The organism is Lactococcus petauri (assembly GCF_002154895.1).
GTDB classification, from domain to species: Bacteria; Bacillota; Bacilli; order Lactobacillales; family Streptococcaceae; genus Lactococcus; species Lactococcus petauri.
Genome location: NZ_MUIZ01000002.1, coordinates 349,860 through 367,652 on the forward strand (window position 1 = coordinate 349,860; position 17,793 = coordinate 367,652).

Here is a 17,793-nt window from a genome sequence, read left to right on the forward strand (position 1 = left end):
TCTAAATTATCCCCGTTTGAATCAGGAAATATAAATATATCCGTCCATCTTTTATTCAAAATTTTAAACAATATCTGCACTAATATGTATGAATTTCAATATAGCTACGAACAGCATTTGGAATCAAAAGATATCTTACTGTTTGAAACTGAGCTCTCTCGTGCCTACATTGAGCATAATGTTATAAAGCTGAAATTTATTTTAGAAAGGCTCAACTCTAATTTTGATAACCTCTCTAGGAATAAAGTTATTCCTAAAAAGAAAATGCTTGATATCATTCGAGTTAAAACCCTCATAACAACACTTGAACCTTCATTCCCCATCTTAGACTCAGAGCGGAGTTATCTTATTAACCACTTTAGCAAACTTAAATAATGGGAACAGTATGATATTCTACTGCTCGAACATTGTGTAAATAATATTAATACTACTCATCTTTATATCATTCGTCGTGATATGATTAATCCAAAATCATCTTTGATAAAGTTGCACTATGTCAAACATTCGCTTATTCAGACCGTGATTAATATTATTGGTGCATTAATTGATAAGGAAAATTTCGTTTATGTAGATACGTTTATTTCATATTTAGATAAAAGTGATATTCATGAATATTATATGTACGAAAAATTAACTCTGATATATAATAAAGCAATGCTATCCTATAAAAAGAGAATCCCACTGCATTAAAGATATTGGAAAAATGCAAAGAAATTTTGATTTTTTGTGATTGCTTAAAAACTGCCAATATGGAGGATCATGAACTGTCTGAGTTACCTTCACTAATATAGCGAAAAAAGCGTTACTAAATTGCCAGTGTTGGCATCATCTACTAACGCTTTTTATAATGAAAAAGGTAACTCATCAACTTGATTCAGCTTATTTTATTTTTTCTTTTCTTCGTCTGGAATAAACAAACAAGCTTGGACATTGTTTGTCTTCATTTTAAATTTAATCTTGTCAGTTTTAGCTTTGTAAAAACACCCCGCAATATAAATATTTATTGGAAATTTTTTCTTTCTTGTACCTAAATAAGACAGCTTTTGGAACTCCTTATAGGTAAGTACTGTTGAGCCAGCAATCAATTATATCTGGCTGAAAAATAAATTTAATTCTCCGTCATCCCATAACTTTCTTTCACAAAATCGACTCAAACTTTTCCAGTAAATATCATCGCTTTCTCAAATTCCACTTGAGTATCTTCTTGAATTTCTTAAATATATCCTTCTAATGTTCTTTTCCCTATCGCTCAGCTATTTAATACATTGACCTATTTTTAGCTGAATTGTGCTTTCTATTAGAAGTTTGTGTATGAGGTAGTTTACAAAGTTTCAAATGATGTAGTATAATTCTCAATAATTTGTGAGCCTAGTAGTTTAAAATGTTTCAACTGCTTTTCAACTTCATTTGCATTTCCAAATACGTTATTTTGAGAAACCGTAATTGAAAAATCTTTAATTACTCCACTAAATTTTTCAAGTAGCTTAGGCGTCATAATGCGAAAATCAGGATTTGGATTAGCATCTGTCGAGAAAATGCAACTATTATGAATTATTATTGGATAGATTTTTAAGTCCGTATCTAAATAATGATTTCGGAACCATTGCACTGCACTAAGAAGCTGACTACAGTCTTTCTTCGAAATTTTTTCACTTGTTGTTCTACTTTTACATTCAATAACAGCATATTCGCCATTACCTAAAGCAATTAGATTATCTGGAGCCTTGCCACCGTATAATACTTCGGGACGTTGGGAAGTGAAGCCAAGCATTTTCGCAATATTATCTAGTGCAGCTTCAAATTTTTTTGCATCAGCATCAGAAAATATAAAATCCACCAATTCATTATCAGCTTTAAATACATAATTATCCGGCCCTAATTCATGTTCTTCAGCATATCTTACAATAGTAGATGCTTGTCCGTTAGGTGAAACACGCATTTTTTCAATTTGAATTCCTTCTTCTGGTCTCAAAACCATCGGATTTAATTTTCTTGCTGATAATAAAATTTGCTGTGCCTCAACAGGATTAGATAAATTTTTATATTCTGCCATGCGCTGCATCAAAAATCCTTTTGTTTTATCATTATCTGTTCTATTTTTTTCATTTTCAAGACTTGAAAACGCTCTATTATAATCTTCAATTTTTTCCGATTCAAAAGCCTCTCTAAAAGCAATCATTTGAGTATTTATACGTGGAGATTTTTCGTATTCTAAATCATTTAAAATATCTTTACTTATGGACACCCATTCTGATTCTCGATTTAAGGAATAATCAGCCAAAGAAAATATAGTTTCTATATCAGGCCTAGCTTCTTCCTCAAGCAATTGTTCCCAAACTTGTTTAGAGAGTTCATATTGTTTTTGGGTTGCAGAGCTAAAAAATTGTTCCCCTTTTTGATTAGCTAAAACATTAGACAATTTATCTCCCATTAAAATAACTGTACAGAAATCACTATTTGACCGAACTCCTCGTCCCATACCCTGCTCGATTTTTTGAATTTGCTCACTTAATATTCTGCTATCATTTGGATTAATCCCTTGTATTGCTGTATCATACTCTCGTTGAAGAGTAGGCAATCCATCTAAAACAAGTATTCTACAAGCTTCATCAGGTAAATCAATCCCATCATACTTGTTAACTAAAATTGTTAGACCTTTATATTCACCAGTTTTTAATCTTTTTATTCCTTCTTCAATGTTATTTTCTTTATTAGACAATACTTGTTTTGAAGGGACATTATCCCAAAATTCTAAGCGTCTGTATGACGGAACGATTATCACAACATTCTGATTTTCTGAAAGCTGAACAATTTTTTGCTTTACTTGTGTATCTATCAATGACGAGTTTATCAGTTTAGGGAATAAGATTAATCTTTCACCAATATCATCAGCTTTTTCTGGTGTAATAATATTCGATAAATCCGTTTCTTTCAATCCAGCTGCTGAAATCAAAGCTCCATCATCTGAAAGTGTTGCACTCATAAATATTCTTCTTTTAGCGTTTTCAAAACTTGATATTTTATCAATTGGAATTCCGTTTAAACTTAGTTCTATTCCTTGTTCAGATATAACACAGTTCATTGTTTTAATATATTCCCTCATCAATGGAAAATTAAAGAGATTAAAAATGTCATTTTGATATTCAACATTTGTTAGCAAGTCATATATAGCCGCAGATTCAGATTGCCAAATCCAGAAAGGAACTAAATAATTTTTTTGAGGATTTCTTTTATTTTTAATATCTAGAAAAGCTTGACTATCTGAGACATGTGGATACTTGCCAAAAATTTCTAGGAGCTTCATATATATACCATGATCTGCTCCTATCGAAATTGTATATTGTTTCTGTATTACATCTAGGCATGAATGAACATCATCCAGAATAATACTGCCAATTTCAATATTATTTCCGTTTGTACGCATACCAAAAATACTTTTCCCATTTACAAGCTTATGAATATTGATTACTAAAATAGCTTTTCCCGTCAAAAATTGATAATTTTCTTCCCCTTTTGTTAGTCGCTTTCCTGTCTCATCATACTCATCGTGTGCAACTTTAATTCCAAGCTTTTTTGCTTCATCGCATACCTGTTGAACAAGATAACTATCAGGCACCACATAAACAGCCGGACCAACTCCCTCGTCTAAACAACTTTGAAGAATCATTAAACCAACTACCGTTTTACCACTTCCTGTGTTCATCTTAACAATATTGTTTTTTAATTTTCTTTTATCGTACCATTGTTTCCATACCTCTGTTTGGACATCTCTGGGATAACTATATTTCTTATCCTTTTGAGGTAAACTCATAAAAATATCTCTCGGCTCCACAGAAGTTGTCTTTGTTGACTTTTTTAAAGTAGCAAAATTAATCGGCATAAAAGTTCTCCTAAATAAATTTTATTTCTTACTAAAACGAGTATTCGTATTTATTATACCATTTATAAGAGCTTGTGCGTTTTAAAAGCCGCCTTAAATGTCCAATTTTCTCAGCCTATCATAATAAATTTATCGTTCTATACTCATCTTCTTTTGTTGTTTTTGCGCATCCTCTAAAAAGGGTATTTGGCTAATTTGAAGCATCCTCTTGGAGTGGTAAAAAGGTATTTTATTCGGCAATTATAGGCAATTTTCCACAAACTGAGGGGGAGTTTCACAAAAATTGTTTAAGATTTCATTTGTTTTATTTCACAAAAAAAGTCTCTGAACGCTTACGTGTTCAAGGACTTCTTCTTTTATTTTTGTTATTTCACAATTTGCTTATTTTTTATCAGTAAAACTCTTCTGGCAAAAGCGTATCCGCTAATTTAATATTGTCTGAGTAATCGATCGGAACATCAATAACAACTGGTCCTGTACTATCAGGGATTGATTCCAGGAGTTCTTTGAGTTCTTCTGCGCTGTGGACACGATAGCCTTTAGCACCCATAGCTTCAGCGTATTTCACGTAATCGACACTGCCGAAGTTTACACCTGCTGCACGGCCGTATTTTTTCTCTTCTTGGAATTTAACCATGTCATAGTGACCATCGTTCCAGATAATGTGGATCAATGGTAAGTTAAGGCGAACGGCAACTTCAAGTTCTTGACCGGTGAAGAGGAAACCACCATCACCAGAGTGAGAATAAACTTTGTGTCCTGGGCGGAGCAAGCCGGCTGTAATTCCCCAAGGCAAAGCTACACCAAGTGTTTGCATACCGTTTGAGAAGAGCAAGTGACGTGGCTCATAAGAACGGAAGTAACGTGCCATCCAGATATAGAGTGAGCCAACGTCAACAGTCACAGTTTCATCATCTTTAACAACTTCTTGGAAAGTACTTACCAAGTCGAGTGGGTGCAAACGTCCTTCTTCAGCTGCTTCAACATCAAATTCGTGTTGATTAATCACGTCACGCAGACCTTTAAGGTATTCAATTGAACCTTCTGGCAAATTGTAACCACGGACTGCTGGCAAAAGATTTTCCAATGTTTGAGCGATATCACCAATCAATTCACGTTCTGGTTGGTAATAAGTATCAATCTCAGCAATAGCGTTGTCAATAACAACGATACGACTATCAATTTCTGCATTCCAGTTGCGTGCTTCATACTCGATTGGGTCATAACCAACAGAGATGACTAAGTCTGAACGTTTGAGCAACATATCTCCCGGTTGGTTACGGAAAAGACCGATACGACCGAAGAATGTATGTTCAAGGTCACGCGAAATCACACCTGCACCTTGGAAAGTTTCAACGACCGGAATAGAGACGTGTGAAAGTAAGTTACGCAAAGCTTTAGCTACTTTTTCATCTGAACCGCCAGCACCAACAAGGATAACAGGCAATACAGCATTTTTAATCGCTTGCGCCAAATAGTTAATGTCATCAATTGAGGCATTACCCATCTTAGGATCTGACAAAGGTTTGATGGCATTCACTGAAACTTCTGAATCTGTCACGTCTTGTGGGATAGATAAGAAACTTGAACCTGCACGACCGCCTTTAGCAATACGGTAAGCATTGGCTACTGTTTCCGAAATTGTTGATGGGTCCAAGATTTCTTGCGAATATTTTGAAGCTGGCGCCATCATTTGAGCATTATCCATAGATTGATGTGCACGTTTCAAACGGTCAGCACGTTTTACTTGTCCACCAATAGCAAGGATCGCATCTCCTTCAGATGTTGCTGTCAAAAGTGGCGTTGCCAAGTTTGATACACCGGGTCCAGAAGTAACCAAAACAACACCAGGTTCACCAGTGATACGTCCCACAGCTTGTGCCATAAAAGCAGCACCTTGCTCATGGTGAGTAATGATTAATTCTGGCGCTTTTGGATCATGCTCCAAGCGGTCGAACACGCGGTCAATTTTGGCACCAGGGATACCAAAAACATATTTTACATTATGGTTAATTAAACTATCTACAACTAAGTCTGAGCCGAATTTTTTATCAGTCATTTCTTCTCCATTTCAATTAAGATTCACAATCTTCACAATCAATTTTAGCAGAAAACATTTTAATTTACAAAAATCGCGCTTGAAGAATGTATATGTAGTCTGCTTTCACAAGACATATGCACCTAAAACGCTTACATCCTCTCCTATGAAATATTACAGACTTTGTAATCTTACTTCAATAAAAAACCATTGCTCGATTACTCGAACAACAGTCCTCTCATTTCTTCATCTTCTGGCACGAATTCCAGATATTGTTTAATATAGGTTTGCGCCTTCTCATTTTGTCCGATTTGCAAAAGGAAATCAACATAATCCTTCAAGAAATCTGGATTATCAGTCAAGGCAGTCGACAAGAGCTCTGTATAGAGCACTTCTGCTTGTGCATCATTTTCCAACTCTTTATGGGCTTGGGCAAATAACCATTGCGCCAGGAGATGTTCTTCTTCTAACAACTCTTCCAAACGAGTCACAGCTTCAAAGTCTGACTCGTTGAAATAAAGGTTTGCCAGGAGGAATACTGTTTCGTCATGGAGTTCAGCAACATTGAGTGCATCCATCAAGTATCGTTCTGCAGCAGCTTGATCTTTTTGACTATAAGCCAGCTTCGAGAGAAAATGCAACAGTAAAGCCGAATTCGGATTTTTCAATAAACCTTCTTGAGCCACACGGGCAGCTTCATCAAACTGACGGTCTGCTTCCAGTGTTTGGGCATAGGCTAATTCGTAATTTAGTAAATCTGTATTATAATCTTCTAGCTGTTTGAAATAGCTAATCGCCCGTGCTTGATTGTCCAACTCGCTATAAAGCAAAGCAATCTTGTAAATCGTATCAACAGTTTTATCGAACTCTAAAGACTTTTCTAAAAAGGAAATCGCATTTTCAAAATTCCCTAGATGTGCGTAGGATTCACCGATACGCTGATAAGTAGAGATTTTAGTTTGCTGTAGAATTTCACGTACAGAAAGCTTGGCATAGTTTTGAATAGCTTCTTGATAAGCACCCTGCTCGTAATAACTTTCCGCAAGCGCAAACGTAATCAGGGGAGAGTCGGAAAGTTCACGTGCTTCTTCAAGCTTGCTAATGGCCGTCTCAAAGTCGCCTTCAAACTGGTACAAATCCGCAATTTGAATCAAAGCAGCAACATAGTTTTCGTCTCCAGCAGGAATTTGATAGAGATAGTTTAAAGCATCATCAATCTGTCCATCATCCTCTGCAATCTCTGCCAGATTAATCAAGTAGTCGGTACTTTCTGGATTGTCACCCAGAATCTTATCATAGACTTGATGGCTCTCATCGATAAAACCCATCATTTGTAAATATTCTGCCAAATCCGCAAGCATTTCTTCATTATCATGCTTGAGCGCATTGCTCAAAGCATTATGCATCCCAATCAAATCACCTTTATGTAGAAAATCAATGGTATCTTCTGAATAAGACATTAGCTCTCCTCTATTTTTTCAAGTTCACTTGTATTTCCTAAATCAACAGGTTGATAAAGTTCCGAAATTTCACGATACCAATCATAGATATGTGTAATAATTACTTTTGCTGCAGCATAGAACGGAATTCCCAGTAGAACGCCCCATAAGCCAAAGACTTTGCCGGCCGTTAAGAGCACAAAGAGAACTGTGATCGGGTGAATGCTCAACTGTTTACCTAAAACTAAAGGCGAAACGAAACGTCCTTCAAGTGTTTGTTCAATGATATAGACAATCAAGACTTTTAGCAACATGATTGGTCCACCTGTTGCTAAACCGATAATCATAGCCGGAATGATGGCCAAGTAGAATCCAAGGAATGGAATCAAGTTAAAGAGTCCAGATAAGATAGCAAGGGTGATCCCGTAACGCAAACCAATGATTGGTAAACCAATCGCAAGCATCAAAGCAACCGCAATCGCAACAATAACTTGACCACGTACGTAGTTTGCAAGTTGTGAATTCATCTCAGTCAAGATTTTTGAAGTATCTTTGCGCCAGTTGACTGGTAAAAGATGTGTGATATAGCCGTTCAAGTTTTTTCCGTCACGTAAAAGATAGAAAAGCACGAACGGGAAGATAACCAGTGAAATAAAGACACTTGCTGTACGCGTAATCACATCAGTGATTGAGCTAAAGGCAGCAGTTGAAAAGTTTTTCGACCAGTCCACGATATTATTCCCAAGGGAATCCATGAAATCATCCATTTGTGGGCGGAATTGCTCAAAGTGACGATTGGTCAACAGTTTATTTACTTCTTCTTGTGCTTGTTCGACATAGTTAGGCACGTGCTTAGAGAAACTCGCCACACTGTTGGAAATAGAAGGAATGGCGTAAGCCAAGCCCCAAACCAACAATCCAGCAATAAGAATAAAAAGAACAATAATACTGGCGATACGCGGCACACGTTTCTTTTCGAGATAATCAACAATCGGATTAAGCAGGTAATAAAACACGGCTGCTAAAACGACAGGTAATGAAACAATGGTCAGAAAATCTGCAATTGGTGCAAAGATAAAGTTGACTTTGCTGAGTAATAGAATATTAAGTAATAAAAGTAAGACAACTAAGAGTGCCGTCACGACTTTATTATTTACAAACCATTTGAAAAAAACAGAGGCTCTAAAATTTTGTTTTTCCATAGGATTTTTCCCCTTCTAATGTGTAAAATACTGTTTAAATTATAACATAATCCCTGTAATATTGACATCGAAGGTTCTTTTTTACATAATTTTATTTATATAAAAAAGCTGTATTCACAGCTTTTTTAGTTCATAATATTGAATTTGCAGAAAAATTTTACGTTTCACAATTTTCCAGCCCTCTTCTTGAAAGAAATTTACCAGCTCTTTAGGTTGATAGACTTTGACATCACCTTCAGTTGAAAAGCGTTTCAAACGCCAATTATAAAGTTTTGTCACTACAGGAATATGGATTTCCGCAATCACCAGTCTACCATCTTGTTTTAACAAACGACTAGCTTCATCTAAAAAGCGATCGGGATGAGGGAAGTGATGAAAACTGGCTGAACAAATGATAATATCGAAGTTATCCTTCGAAAATGGAACAGCTTCCGCGCTGCCTTGCTTAAACTCAAACTGCGGATGACGTTGGCTGGCAATCTTGATCATTTCAGAAGAAATGTCTAAACCTGCCCCAAAAATCTTTGTCTGCTTGCTAAGCATGGATAGCAGTGTCCCATTGGCACAGCCAATATCAAGGATACTAGCATCTTTGGGCACTTCCAAATGTTTGATAATAAACTTTTTAAAAAATGAAGCAAGGAATCCATCAAAGGAATGGTCAAACCGCTGGGCGATATTGTCATAGAATTTTTCGGATTCTTTTTCGTAGTTGTGGTTTTTGTGTGACATTTTTGAGTCCTTTTTGGTATTGAGTCTTATTTTTTCATCAATAATCCCACACACTCCACATGCTTCGTCTGTGGAAAAAGATCAACAGGTTGTACTTTTTCCAAAAGATAACCTTCTTCTTCAAAGCGGACGATATCACGCGCAAATGTTGCCGGATTGCATGAGATATAGACCACGGCACGTGCTTGGGTTGCTGTGGCGGCTTCGATAAAGCTTTCGTCTAGACCCTTGCGTGGTGGATCAACAAAGATAACATCAGGTTGGATACCGTCTTGTACCCATTGTGGCATTACTTCTTCTGCTGGTCCTACTTCGTACTGCGCATTTTTTATATCATTCAGCGCTGCATTGGTCTTGGCGTTTTCAACTGCTTCTGGTATGATTTCCATACCATACACCTGTGCGACCTTATCTGCCATTCCAAGTCCAATAGTACCGATACCGGAATATGCATCAATCACGACATCTTCGGCTTTCAAATCTGCAAAATCATAAGCTAATTGATAAAGCTTTTCAGCCTGTGCTGTGTTGACTTGATAGAAAGCCCGTGCAGAGATTTGGAAGTCTTTACCTAACATGCTGTCCGTAATATAATCTTTACCTGAGAGCAATTTGAACTTAGAGCCAAAGATTGCATTTCCTGTTGATGTATTAATACTGAGCTGGAAAGAGTCCACTTTATTGCTGTATTCAGCGACAAGTTCTGAAAGACCAGCGAATTTCTCTTTAGTCACAACCAAAATCAGCATCACTTGACCGCTATGATGACCGCGACGAACTACGATATTACGTACAATCCCTCGCTTCCTTTGCTCATCATAAGGCGGAATATTAAGCTTGATTAAACTCTCTCGCACCTGATTAACCAAGTCATCAATTTCTGGATTTTGGATATAAAAATCACGGATTGGCACTAAATCGTGTGAGTTTTTTCGGAAAAAGCCCGTTTCTGTTTTACCATTGATGCTACGCACAGGCACCTGTGCTTTATTACGATATTGGCTTTCTTGCTCCGCACCTAAAGTGTCAAGAACCGGAAAGTCTGGCTTATGTGCGTTTTTACGAAGTACATCAACAACTTGTTTATGTTTAAAGTGAAGCTGGGCTGGATAAGTCATGTGCCCAAAGTCAGCTATTCCTGTACGGAGATAGGTCATATTGACATCTTGCACACGATCTGGTGATTGGTTGAGCCATTCTTCAACCTTGCCAAAGCCGAAGTTCTTTCCGACTTTTAGGACCTTCATTTTAATCTCTTCACCGGGTAAGGCATTTTCAACAAAAAAAGGGAAGTTATCTGCTTTGATAACTCCTTGCCCTTCATGTGTTAAGTCAAGGACTGTTCCTTGAATCACTTCATTTTTCTGGAATTTTTTCATGCTTTTATGATAGCATACCCGCTTGATAAAGTCCAATGTCTTTCATCCTCTGCTATCAAGAATCAAATTCTCCAAAAAAGCAGTAATTTTTTCACTCTCTGCAGGTAGATGCTCCTGGCTCACCTGAAGAACTTCTGGGTTATCTCCTACGGAAATTGCAAGCTTGGCATGTGCGAGTAATTTTACATCATTTTTATCATTACCAAAGCCGATATAGTTAGTTTGTCCCATGACTTCCGATAACACCTGATATTTATTGATGTTTTTTGCCGTAATCACGAGTTCCTCTACATCGGAATGGTATAAAACAGCCAGTTCTTCGCCTGTATCTAATTCCTGATAGAATCTTGGTGTAACACCAAATATGATGATTTTGATAACATCTTCATAACTCAAGTCGACGTTTTGAGCTTTGTGGGCGGTATCCAATTTATTAAGTATGTTTGTTTGAGTAGAAACTTTTGCACTGTAATTCCAATCATAATCTATGACATACTCTAGCTTTCGCGACCCTATAAAAGTTACGATTTTTTCTACACTATTGGGTGTGATAGTTTGGGTAGAGAAAATGCGTTGCTTCATGCGGACAATACTACCATTTCCGCCAATCAAATCATTGTCGGGGAAGTCTTCCAAAAGCGGCAACATATCACGTACGGGACGAGCTGAAGCAAAGATTATTTTGACCCTTTCATCCAGTTGACGTAATTTTTCCAGTATATTTGCTTCGATTTCGTAACCATTAAAAACAATTGTCCCGTCCAAGTCAAACACCAATGCATCATAACTTTCTTTCTTAAAATACATTCTCTTTCTCCATCATTGTCTCTCTCAACTTATTTTAACAGACATGAGCTTTATTTAGAGCTATGCGAAACCCGATGCAGCTTTTATTTGGGAAATGGTTCGGCATTTGCGCTTATAAAATGAAAAAACTCCATGACCTGTAAAGTATCATAAAGTTTTGAATTTAAATATCGAAGAAAGGATTAGTATTTTCTTTACTTTCAATAATTTCAACATCTGTGCCAAAACTAGCTAGTTTTTCAGCGACTTTCGGGATAAAAAGATGTTCCAAGTAATGACCAGGATCAAGTCCAATAAGCCCTTGCGAAAGCTGGTCATGACCAACGTGATAATATATATCACCCGTAATATAGAGATCTGCACCTTTGGCTTGGGCTTCCGGCCAAAATTTGCCGCCGCTGCCACCACAGATTGCCACACGTTGAATGGTCTGGCTCAAAGAGCGATCATAAGTCACCAAACGCAGATGATCTAAAGCAAAAGTTTGTTTCATTTTTTCTGAAAAATCAGCCAAGCTCATCGGTGTAATATTTCCAACACGACCTAAACCTTCCGCTGATAAGATTTCCGTATCTTTAATTTCTAAAAGTTCACAGAACCAATCGTTCAGCCCACCATCCACAACATCAATATTGGTATGGCTTGTATAAACTGCAATACCCGCTTTTATCAACTCAAGGACAATTTTTTCTTGACTGTCCGCATCTGTCAGGTTTGCTAAAGGCCGAAAAATAACCGGATGTTTCGCTAAAATCAAATCCACATCTTTTTCAATAGCTTCTGAAACTGTTTGTTCACGAATATCTAAAGTAACCAAGACCTTTTTTACTGGAGCATCAAGAGAGCCTATCTGTAATCCAACAGGATCGCCTTCAACTGCTAAATCTTTGGGACAAAATTCTTCGTACAAGGCCATGAAATCTCTGATTTTCATTGGAGAACTCCTTCTATTTTTTCTTTTTCTGCTTGAACTGTGGCACGTTTTTCATGATTTTCAGGAAGTCGCTCAAGTATTTTATTTAAAGTATTGAGCTCTTTATTCCACTTTTGACAGAAGACTTCTGATTTTTCTTGGGACAAATATGGTCCAAATTCAAGTTCTGCTTCATTCAGCTCGGCTGTGCCATGTTCTGCCACAATAATTTCGTAGATTTTCCCTGCTTCCAGAAGTATCTTTTCGGAAGTAATTACAAAATCATGGTCCATAAGCCAAGAACGAAGGCTTTCTTCATGATTATTAGGTTGCAAAATGAGTTGCTCTACTTGGCTCAATTTATCTTTTCCTGCTTCGAGGATTTCGGAGATTAAAATACCGCCCATACCAGCAATTACAATGCTTGTGATATTATCACTTTCTTCAAAGGCAGCCAAACCATTGGCTAATCTGACTTCAATCTTCTCTTGCAAGTTCTGCTCAGCCACGTGATTATGGGCAATTTGATACGGTCCTTTAACTACTTCGCCTGCGATGGCAAAGTCAATCTTTTCTTGCTGAATCAAATAGGTAGGTAAATAAGCATGATCACTGCCCACGTCCAGAAGACGACTGTTTGGCTTCACAAGATCTGCAACAGCTTGTAGACGTTTTGAGAGTTTTATTTCATTCATTTAAGTTTTTCTTTCCAAATTTACAGTATTCGAGCACAGGACATTCTTCACACTTTGGTGCACGCGCTGTACAATGATAACGGCCAAAGAAGATGAGATGGTGATGACTTTCCACCCAACGTTCTTCAGGAATCAACTTCATCAACTTCTCTTCAACCTCCAAGACGGAGGCTTTTTGTGGCACAATATCCAAACGTTTTGAAATCCGCTCAACATGGGTATCAACAGCTATTCCGGGAATACCGTAGGTTTCTCCCAGAACAACATTTGCCGTTTTCCGGCCTACACCTGGCAAGGTTTGTAATAACTTTTTATCTCTTGGCAGTTCACTATTAAAATTTTCTACCAACATTTGCGAAGTCTTGACAATGTTTTTCGCTTTTGTTTTGTAAAGTCCAATCGTTCGGATACATTGTTCAACATCTGCGATATCTGCCTGTGCCAAGCTTTCTGGATCAGGGTATTTAGCAAAAAGTCCCGGTGTTGCCTTGTTCACACCCTTATCTGTTGCTTGGGCGGATAAAATCGTGGCAATTAAAAGTTGAAAGGGTGTTTCCCATTCTAGCTCTCCATGTGCTTCAGGAAACATAGCGACAATGATATCTAAAGCTTCTAAAAATCGTTTCTTACTCAGCATATTATTTTCCGTTCCAGGGCCCATCCATCGGGATATAGAAATCAGTATTTTTATGGTTTTGCGTTGCTTCGTTACGTTCTTCCTTGCGCTGTTCCACCGCTTGGGTACTCATCAAGCCGTCATTACGCCAGTTGCGTAAAATGGCTTTGATATAGTTGAGCGAAACCTTACGGTTCACCACTGCTTCACGTAGAGCAAGTTTAATGAGCTCAAAGTCGTACTTATCTTCAAACAAGAGAATACGAAGCTCTTCGCTTTGCATTGGAGTAATCATGCCCATTTCCGCTTCGAAAATATTGACCAATTCTTGTAGCTGGCTCTTATTTTGCTGTGTTGGTGCAGTTGTTTCTGCATGCTCTTCTTTAGCTAAACCATCCAGTTGGTCTAACTTTTTTAAAGCTGGTGTGACATCAAAAATGGTTTCCATATCTCCAGCAATTCCGAGTAAAGTGACTTTTAAAGAGCCAAACTCTTGAAGGTTGTCAATACTACGATTCACATCGGCAAGTTTTTTTCCTATTTTAGTTGCAATTTCACTTGGTGCTATATCACGATTTTCATATAAATAGAGCCAAACCAAAAAATCCTCTGCCGAAGGAAACACTTGAGCGAAATGCTCCAGCATAGCATGAGGAAGTACGATGTGTCCAGTCATGTAATTTTCATAGTAGGTCATACTTCTATTTTATCATAAATGCTTCAATCAACCACAGATACATCATCATTGAAATACACATTTAATTTTTAAATTTTTTGACGTAAACAAAACGCTCAACAAATGAAAAAATAATAACGATAATTACTGCCAGTGTACTATGAGAATCGACGATTCCTAATACTTTTAGAAGTGCAATAACAACAATTTCAAGTGCAATTAATACGGCGATAGCTACAATGTTTTTCATAAATTTCTCTTATAATTCTTTATTTTTAATAATGACACATGTTATTTTAGTATAAGCAATCCTATAGAACACTACATCTTGAGACCGATTTATTGGGGGTTAGCTCATTTACAAAATATGATATTGAATAAAAAAAGAAACCCTAATTTACTAAGGGTTTCTTTTTTTATTTGATACCAATTTTAATCAAATTCCTCATATTCATTTGGATCTTGACCATCAATACGTCCGTCTGGTTTTTCCAGAGTATTAATCTGCGCAACTTCATCTTCAGTTAATTCAAAATCAAAAATTGCTAGATTTTTTCGTTGATGGATTAAATTTCTCGATTTTGGAATGGGAACAATGCCACGTTCTACATGCCAACGCAATACAACTTGACCTGTTGTCTTCCCATACTTTTCAGCCAGACTTGTGATAATGGGCTCTTCAAGAGCATCATTTCCTCGCCCTAATGGACTCCAGGCTTCCGTGATGATACCACGCTCAGCGTTGGCTTTCACCATACGCTCTTGCACCCAATAGGGGTGGATTTCGATTTGGTTAACGGCTGGAGTAACGCCTGTTTCAGTAATAATTTTGTCTAAATGCTCGGGTTCAAAGTTGGAAACCCCGATAGAGCGTATTAAGCCCATTTTTTGAGCTTGAATTAAAGCCTTCCAGGCTTCCACATATAGTCCACGTTTTGGCAAAGGCCAGTGAATCAGATATAAATCAAAATACTCCAAGCCCATCCGATAGAGTGATTCTTGAATCATGGCTAAAGCATCTTCATAATGATGATATTTCCCCGGTAACTTCGTCGTCACGAAAAACTCTGAACGCGGAAGACCTGAGCGACGAATTGCTTCACCAACTATCCCCTCACTGTCATAGTTAGTTGATGTATCCAAAAGACGGTAACCACTCTGGATAGCTGTCAAAACCTGATCCAGACCTTCTCCGCCCCTTATCTGGTATGTTCCTAAACCTACAGACGGTAGCAAATGACCATCATTCATCGTTATTAAAGGTGTTTTCATTAGTAAATCCTCCTTATAGTTGAATTTCCACAGAAAATAAACACATATTCTCTATATTTTCATTCTAACATAGGACAGAGTTGGAGAAAAAATACCTGTTTATTAATTTTGAACGACGAGGTTTTATTTTTCCAACTATTCTTTGCCAAACAAGGATTTGTATTCGCCGTAGCCCTCTTCTTCTAGCTTTTCAACCGGGATAAATCTTAAAGCCGCAGCATTTATACAATAACGCAATCCTCCTTGATCTTGTGGTCCATCATTGAACACATGTCCTAAGTGAGAATCAGCCTCCTTACTTCTTACTTCCACACGATGCATACCTAATGAAAAGTCAGCTTTTTCTTTGACCCCGCGTTTTTCTATGGGGTGAGTAAAGGATGGCCAGCCACAACCAGCATCATATTTATCAGTTGAGCTAAAGAGCGGTTCCCCGCTGACAATATCAACGTAAATTCCCTCTTGATAAAAATCATCGTATTTTCCTGAAAAAGGACGTTCCGTTGCATTTTCTTGCGTCACTGCATATTCTATATCAGACAATCTTTGCTTGAGTTCTTCTTTTGAAGGTTTTTCCATGATAAACACCACCTTATCTGTTTTTCTCCCTTTATTATAGCACTCTCCCCATAAAAAGTAGCTAGTTCTGTCTGTAATTTCTCCTTAAGCTTTCTTCTTACTGGAGGCGTCTTTTTGTTATGATTGAAAGTTATTCGAAAAGAATTTTGTTTTCCTCTATTATAATGGTAACCCTTTCTCTTTAAATGCAATAAAAAAACGAAGTTTTGCTAAACCTCGTTTTAGTTCATTATTATTTTGTTATTATATTACTTTATTACTTTGATTGGAGGATCAATTAGTAAAAGAAGCGAATGAGTATACCACCCATGATGAGGACAATGGCACCACACAAACGGTTGGCCATTTGTGCAAAGGCAATCATTTCCATACGATCAGAGGCAGAGAGAACGGCAATATTACCTGTTCCACCCATAGAGTTATTAATCATACCAGCACCGATAGCTGTTTCGACAGGGTACATACCTAAGGCAAGTCCCAAGAACCAGCTTGTCAAGCCCATTGCGATAACACTTGTCAGACAGAGCACAATAAATTGCCATGTCAAAGCAGAGCCTAGTGTGGTCAAATCAATCAATGCCAAACCAATACCTGCCAATACCGCATGTGTAAGATTGGTCATGATGATTTGGTTAAACATCACAACCGATTCTTCCAACTCTTTTGGTACAGCATCAAAGGCTTTGAGAACAAAGACGATGATAATCATAAAGGCGTATTCATGGATATTTGGGAAGAATTTATTCAAAATCACACCCACCATGAGTAGGGTAAAGGCATACAGCATACCGACACCAATTTTAGTGGCATCAAATTCAATTTTAGGTTTTGCAAGTTCTTCTTTTGTCGCAGAAACTAAGGTGCCGTGACCATTGTATTTTGATTTCGCAAAGATTTTAGAAATGGAAAGCGCCCCAATGATGGCAATAATATTCCCAAAGGTTACTGCGGGAGCAAGTTGAGAGAAAATTGCGGTTTGGTTACCATTGGCTAAACCATCAGCATAGATTTGTGATAAAGGTGTAATTCCGGCTCCCATACCACCAGACATCATTGGCATTGAAACATACATGACAGAGTCTGCAAAACCATTGCCAAGCAAGACACCCATACCACCAACAGCGAAGAAACCAACGACCATTGTGACCAAAGCAACAGGGATAAATTTAGCAGAAGCTTTGACAAGCAAACTTCTGTTCATTCCCAAGATTGATCCACAAATCAAGGCTGCAATATAGAAATCAAGAAAACCAAATTGACCGCCCATAAATTTGCCTACTGCATCAATCACATTTGCAGGAATGATATGGAAAAAGGATAAGAGAGTTGCACCTAACAAAGTGAAAACTGATCCACCACCCAAATATGAATTCATAATGGGTAATTTTTCACCAATAAAGTAAAGCAAGTGTCCCAACAGTACTAATAGGAGAGTAATACCCACCATGTTAAGTGGTAATTTTCCTAAACCTATTGTCACTGCCAACACAATCATAAAAAAGGCATAGAGAGGAAGACTTATTCCTGAAATTTTTATTTCTTTTAATTTTTTCATTTTAATCCAT

The 17,793-nt window shown here is 37.4% G+C and carries 16 protein-coding genes and 1 pseudogene; 2 read left to right on the forward strand and 15 right to left on the reverse strand.

All coding sequences use genetic code 11. The annotated features are described in order from the left end of the window. Window positions 1-117 precede the first annotated feature (117 nt). A complete protein-coding gene (locus BZZ03_RS11890) occupies window positions 118-375 on the forward strand; it encodes a hypothetical protein (RefSeq protein ID WP_143466328.1) in 258 nt (85 codons plus the stop codon). A gap of 12 nt (window positions 376-387) precedes the next feature. After that, window positions 388-690 (forward strand): annotated as a pseudogene (locus BZZ03_RS12410) (Rgg family transcriptional regulator); the annotation flags it as partial. Between the two features lie 631 nt (window positions 691-1,321). Here BZZ03_RS12410 and BZZ03_RS04315 read toward each other — a convergent pair. From BZZ03_RS04315 to BZZ03_RS04380, 15 genes are all read right to left on the reverse strand, one after another. Beyond that, a complete protein-coding gene (locus BZZ03_RS04315) occupies window positions 1,322-3,880 on the reverse strand; it encodes a DEAD/DEAH box helicase (protein ID WP_086582621.1) in 2,559 nt (852 codons plus the stop codon). Window positions 3,881-4,271: 391 nt separating this feature from the next. After that, window positions 4,272-5,939 (reverse strand): acetolactate synthase AlsS, encoded by a 1,668-nt coding sequence (gene alsS / locus BZZ03_RS04320; RefSeq protein ID WP_086582622.1) that lies wholly within the window; start codon window positions 5,937-5,939, stop codon window positions 4,272-4,274. A 197-nt stretch (window positions 5,940-6,136) separates the two neighbouring features. Further along, window positions 6,137-7,378 (reverse strand): tetratricopeptide repeat protein, encoded by a 1,242-nt coding sequence (locus BZZ03_RS04325; protein WP_086582623.1) that lies wholly within the window; start codon window positions 7,376-7,378, stop codon window positions 6,137-6,139. After that, entirely contained in the window at window positions 7,378-8,559 is a 1,182-nt protein-coding gene (locus tag BZZ03_RS04330; protein WP_019293983.1) for an AI-2E family transporter, read from the reverse strand. The genes BZZ03_RS04325 and BZZ03_RS04330 overlap by 1 nt, the downstream gene beginning before the upstream one ends. A gap of 114 nt (window positions 8,560-8,673) precedes the next feature. Further along, a complete protein-coding gene (locus tag BZZ03_RS04335; protein WP_086582689.1) occupies window positions 8,674-9,291 on the reverse strand; it encodes a class I SAM-dependent methyltransferase in 618 nt (205 codons plus the stop codon). A 26-nt stretch (window positions 9,292-9,317) separates the two neighbouring features. After that, window positions 9,318-10,706: a 23S rRNA (uracil(1939)-C(5))-methyltransferase RlmD gene (gene rlmD / locus BZZ03_RS04340; RefSeq protein WP_086582624.1), complete on the reverse strand. Its 1,389-nt coding sequence runs from the start codon at window positions 10,704-10,706 to the stop codon at window positions 9,318-9,320. A gap of 6 nt (window positions 10,707-10,712) precedes the next feature. Continuing rightward, window positions 10,713-11,477 carry an HAD-IIB family hydrolase gene (locus BZZ03_RS04345; protein ID WP_086582625.1) on the reverse strand — a complete coding sequence of 255 codons (765 nt, stop codon included), beginning with the start codon at window positions 11,475-11,477 and terminating at the stop codon, window positions 10,713-10,715. A 163-nt stretch (window positions 11,478-11,640) separates the two neighbouring features. After that, a complete protein-coding gene (locus BZZ03_RS04350; RefSeq protein ID WP_019299347.1) occupies window positions 11,641-12,411 on the reverse strand; it encodes a Nif3-like dinuclear metal center hexameric protein in 771 nt (256 codons plus the stop codon). Next, window positions 12,408-13,085, reverse strand: coding sequence for a tRNA (adenine(22)-N(1))-methyltransferase (locus BZZ03_RS04355; RefSeq protein ID WP_086582626.1), 678 nt, complete (start codon window positions 13,083-13,085; stop codon window positions 12,408-12,410). The genes BZZ03_RS04350 and BZZ03_RS04355 overlap by 4 nt, the downstream gene beginning before the upstream one ends. Then, complete coding sequence (gene nth, locus BZZ03_RS04360; RefSeq protein ID WP_004257144.1) at window positions 13,078-13,722, reverse strand: endonuclease III; 645 nt, start codon at window positions 13,720-13,722, stop codon at window positions 13,078-13,080. Before nth ends, BZZ03_RS04355 begins: the two co-directional genes overlap by 8 nt. Before the next feature lies 1 nt (window position 13,723). Next, window positions 13,724-14,398 carry a DnaD domain-containing protein gene (locus BZZ03_RS04365; protein ID WP_019293991.1) on the reverse strand — a complete coding sequence of 225 codons (675 nt, stop codon included), beginning with the start codon at window positions 14,396-14,398 and terminating at the stop codon, window positions 13,724-13,726. Window positions 14,399-14,459: 61 nt separating this feature from the next. Then, entirely contained in the window at window positions 14,460-14,627 is a 168-nt protein-coding gene (locus BZZ03_RS12155; RefSeq protein ID WP_019299349.1) for a hypothetical protein, read from the reverse strand. 182 nt (window positions 14,628-14,809) lie between these two features. After that, window positions 14,810-15,649, reverse strand: a complete 840-nt coding sequence (locus tag BZZ03_RS04370) for an aldo/keto reductase (RefSeq protein ID WP_086582627.1) — start codon at window positions 15,647-15,649, stop codon at window positions 14,810-14,812. A 135-nt stretch (window positions 15,650-15,784) separates the two neighbouring features. Beyond that, on the reverse strand, window positions 15,785-16,228 hold the full coding sequence (gene msrB / locus BZZ03_RS04375; RefSeq protein WP_061413063.1) for a peptide-methionine (R)-S-oxide reductase MsrB: 444 nt from the start codon (window positions 16,226-16,228) through the stop codon (window positions 15,785-15,787). A gap of 277 nt (window positions 16,229-16,505) precedes the next feature. After that, window positions 16,506-17,783, reverse strand: a complete 1,278-nt coding sequence (locus BZZ03_RS04380) for a 2-hydroxycarboxylate transporter family protein (RefSeq protein ID WP_017371074.1) — start codon at window positions 17,781-17,783, stop codon at window positions 16,506-16,508. Between the last annotated feature and the right edge of the window lie 10 nt (window positions 17,784-17,793).